The organism is Mameliella sp. AT18, from assembly GCF_028807275.1.
GTDB lineage: Bacteria > Pseudomonadota > Alphaproteobacteria > Rhodobacterales > Rhodobacteraceae > Antarctobacter > Antarctobacter albus.
The window spans coordinates 1-2,783 of the sequence record NZ_JARAMO010000154.1 but is presented as its reverse complement, the minus strand read 5'-3'; the positions used below and the strand labels follow the sequence as shown (position 1 = coordinate 2,783).

2 protein-coding genes are annotated in these 2,783 nt (G+C 66.0%); one reads left to right on the top strand and one right to left on the bottom strand.

The genetic code is table 11. From position 1 onward, the window contains the following. Window positions 1-73 precede the first annotated feature (73 nt). Window positions 74-1,489, top strand: coding sequence for an FAD-binding oxidoreductase (locus PVW46_RS14440; RefSeq protein WP_069208985.1), 1,416 nt, complete (start codon window positions 74-76; stop codon window positions 1,487-1,489). Window positions 1,490-1,529: 40 nt separating this feature from the next. On the opposite strand, the gene PVW46_RS14435 is transcribed toward PVW46_RS14440, so the two are convergent. Continuing rightward, complete coding sequence (locus PVW46_RS14435; RefSeq protein WP_043138326.1) at window positions 1,530-2,387, bottom strand: lytic transglycosylase domain-containing protein; 858 nt, start codon at window positions 2,385-2,387, stop codon at window positions 1,530-1,532. Between the last annotated feature and the right edge of the window lie 396 nt (window positions 2,388-2,783).

Genomic DNA, 2,783 nt, shown 5'->3' with positions numbered 1-2,783 from the left:
CGGGGAGCGCGAGGGGCTGGCCCCTCGCTGACCCGCGTGCCACAAGTGCGGGCATCCGAAGAAAGAGGATGCCATGCCGCTTGCCCCCGCCGATCACGCCTTTGTCCAGCGCCTCTCGGCGCTGCTGCCCGATGACACCCTGCGTCCCGCAGAGGCCCGCCACCGCGAGGAACCGCGTGGACGCTGGACCAGCACGGCGGAATGGATCGCCCTGCCCCGCTCGACGGAAGAGGTTTCCACGATCGTGCGGACCTGTGCCGAAACAGGCGTCGGCATCATCCCCCTTGGCGGCGGAACCGGCCTTGTCGGCGGCCAGCTGAAACCGGACGGCCCCGCACCTCTGATCGTCTCGCTGGAACGCATGTCGGCCATCCGTTCGGTCCACCCGCAGGAAAACGCGGCCGTGGTCCAAGCCGGCGCAATCCTGGCCGATGTCCAGAGCGCCGCTGCCGACGTGGACCGTTTGTTCCCATTGTCGCTGGCTTCCGAAGGGTCTGCCCGGATCGGCGGCTTGCTGGGGACCAATGCGGGCGGCATCAACACGCTGCGCTACGGCAATGCCCGCGACCAGGTTCTGGGACTGGAGGCGGTCCTGCCCGACGGGTCGGTCTGGCACGGGCTGAAACGGCTGCGTAAGGACAACACCGGCTATGACCTGCGCCACCTGCTGATCGGGGCCGAAGGCACATTGGGCATCATCACGGCTGCCAGCCTGAAACTGGCGCCCCGCCCCGCGGCCACAGGCACGGCCCTGCTGACGGTCCCCTCGCCCGATGCAGCGCTGACCCTCCTGGCGCTGGCGCGCGGCCAGCTGGGCGAGACGATCAGCGCCTTCGAGCTGATGCACCGCACCGGGTTCGACTTCCTGGCAGAGAAACTGCCTGACCTGCGCCAACCCTGGGAAACGCCGCCGGAGTGGAGCGTGCTGATGGACATCGGACTGGGGCGTGGCGCCGATCCTGCCGAGGCGCTGGAAACCCTCTTTGCCGCAGCGCATGAGGCCGACCTGGTCACGGACGGCATCGTGGCACAGTCGCTGGCCCAGTCCGAGGCGCTCTGGACCCTGCGAGAGCACATGTCCGAGGCAAACCGCCTCGTGGGGGCCGTCTCCAGCCACGACATTTCCGTCCCGCTTGGCGCCATCCCCGAGTTCATCTCGCGGGCCGGTCCGGCGCTGGCCCGGCTGGGGGACTGGCGCATCAACTGTTTCGGCCACGCAGGCGATGGCAACCTGCACTACAATGTGTTCCCGGTCCCGGGCCGGACCAAGGCCGACCATGTCGATCAGCGCGACGCGATCAAGACCTGCGTGCACGACCTTGTGCATGAACTGGGCGGTTCCGTCAGTGCAGAGCACGGCATCGGGCGGCTGAAGGTCGACGACCTCGAACGCTATGGCGACCCGGCCAAGCTCGCCGCGATGCGGACGATCAAATCGGCACTGGACCCGAAGGGCATCATGAACCCGGGCGCGGTCCTGCGGGGCTGATCCCGGCGGGGTCCCGGAGCAGGTCCGGGACCGGGTCGCCCTACTGCGACATCACCCGGAACACGCAGCCGTCAGAGATCAATTCGGGCGGCGTCATGCACAGGCCTTTGGCGACCTGGAAGGCGGCCAGCACCTTGGGGACATAATCCCGCGTCTCGGCATAAGGCGGCACCCCCCCGTGCTGACCGATGGAGTTCTCGCCCGCGTTGTAGCCGGCAAGCACGAGGATCGGATCACCCTCGAACTTCTCCATCAGGAAGTCCAGAAAGGCGACCCCGCCCCGGATGTTCTGAACCGGGTCGAAGGAATCCTTGACCCCGAAGCGCTCGGCGGTGGCCGGCATCAGTTGCATCAGCCCTTGTGCGCCCGCCTTGCTTTGCGCCCTGGGCGCGCCGGCGGACTCCACGGCGATCACCGCCAGGGCAAAGGCCGGCGAAACGCGGGTGCCCACTGTCTCCCGCAGAAGGTCGACGCCGTGGACCTGCGCGATGTCCTGCAGCGCCTGCAAGCGCGGGCCGCCGACGCTCTGCCCCTCGGGGCCCTTGGTCAGCGTGGCCAGCGCGGGGGCCAATCGTCCCGGCCCGGTGGCCGTAGCCTCGGGCGACACGGCGGTCCAGAACCAGGAGTAGCTGCCCAGCGGGACTGAAGGCACGGCAGCCAAGGCGGCGGTTGCCTGCGGTGCCGCGGTCGGCGCCTTTGCGGGAGCAGAGGGCAGCGGCGGCGCCACAGCCGGGTTGGCACGCGGTGCGATCTGGACAGTGATGCGCTTCTTGACCCCGGCCTTGGGGGGTGTCACCCGCTTGAAAGTGAAATCCTGAACCGGTGCCCCGGTCCCATCCTGTGCCTGGGCGCCCTGCGCACAGGCCAAACTGGCCGCAATTGCGGCGCAAATCAGCATTCTGACGACCATGGGCCTGCTCGATCCCCGTTTTTCGGTCTGACTTTTCCACAGTCTCGCACAATCCGCGGAATTTATCCATCAGTGTTGCGAAAGGCCGAACCGGCGCCTTCGAAAGCGGGCATTCCAGGGCCGAAATTAACGGTCTGGACATCCAGAAAACAGAATTTTTTGAAACCAATACAAGTACCTATATGGATTCTCTCAAAAATCCGACCCGGCTGCAAAATCAATCCATTCGAGCCACACTCTCGCCCCAAACCAACTGCTTAATAAGTTCATACCGACGAGGGACAGGGCAAGGTGAGAGAGGCCCGCAACGCCCAAGACGGTCGCTGAAAGCAAAGCAAGATATCTACGGAGAGAGACCAATGATCAACTTCATCAAGAACTTCC

Bases quoted from the DNA above. Each gene is read 5' to 3' on its own strand.
- PVW46_RS14435 (WP_043138326.1), bottom strand. From the start codon at position 2,387: ATGCTGATTTGCGCCGCAATTGCGGCCAGTTTGGCCTGTGCGCAGGGC.
- PVW46_RS14440 (WP_069208985.1), top strand. From the start codon at position 74: ATGCCGCTTGCCCCCGCCGATCACGCCTTTGTCCAGCGCCTCTCGGCG.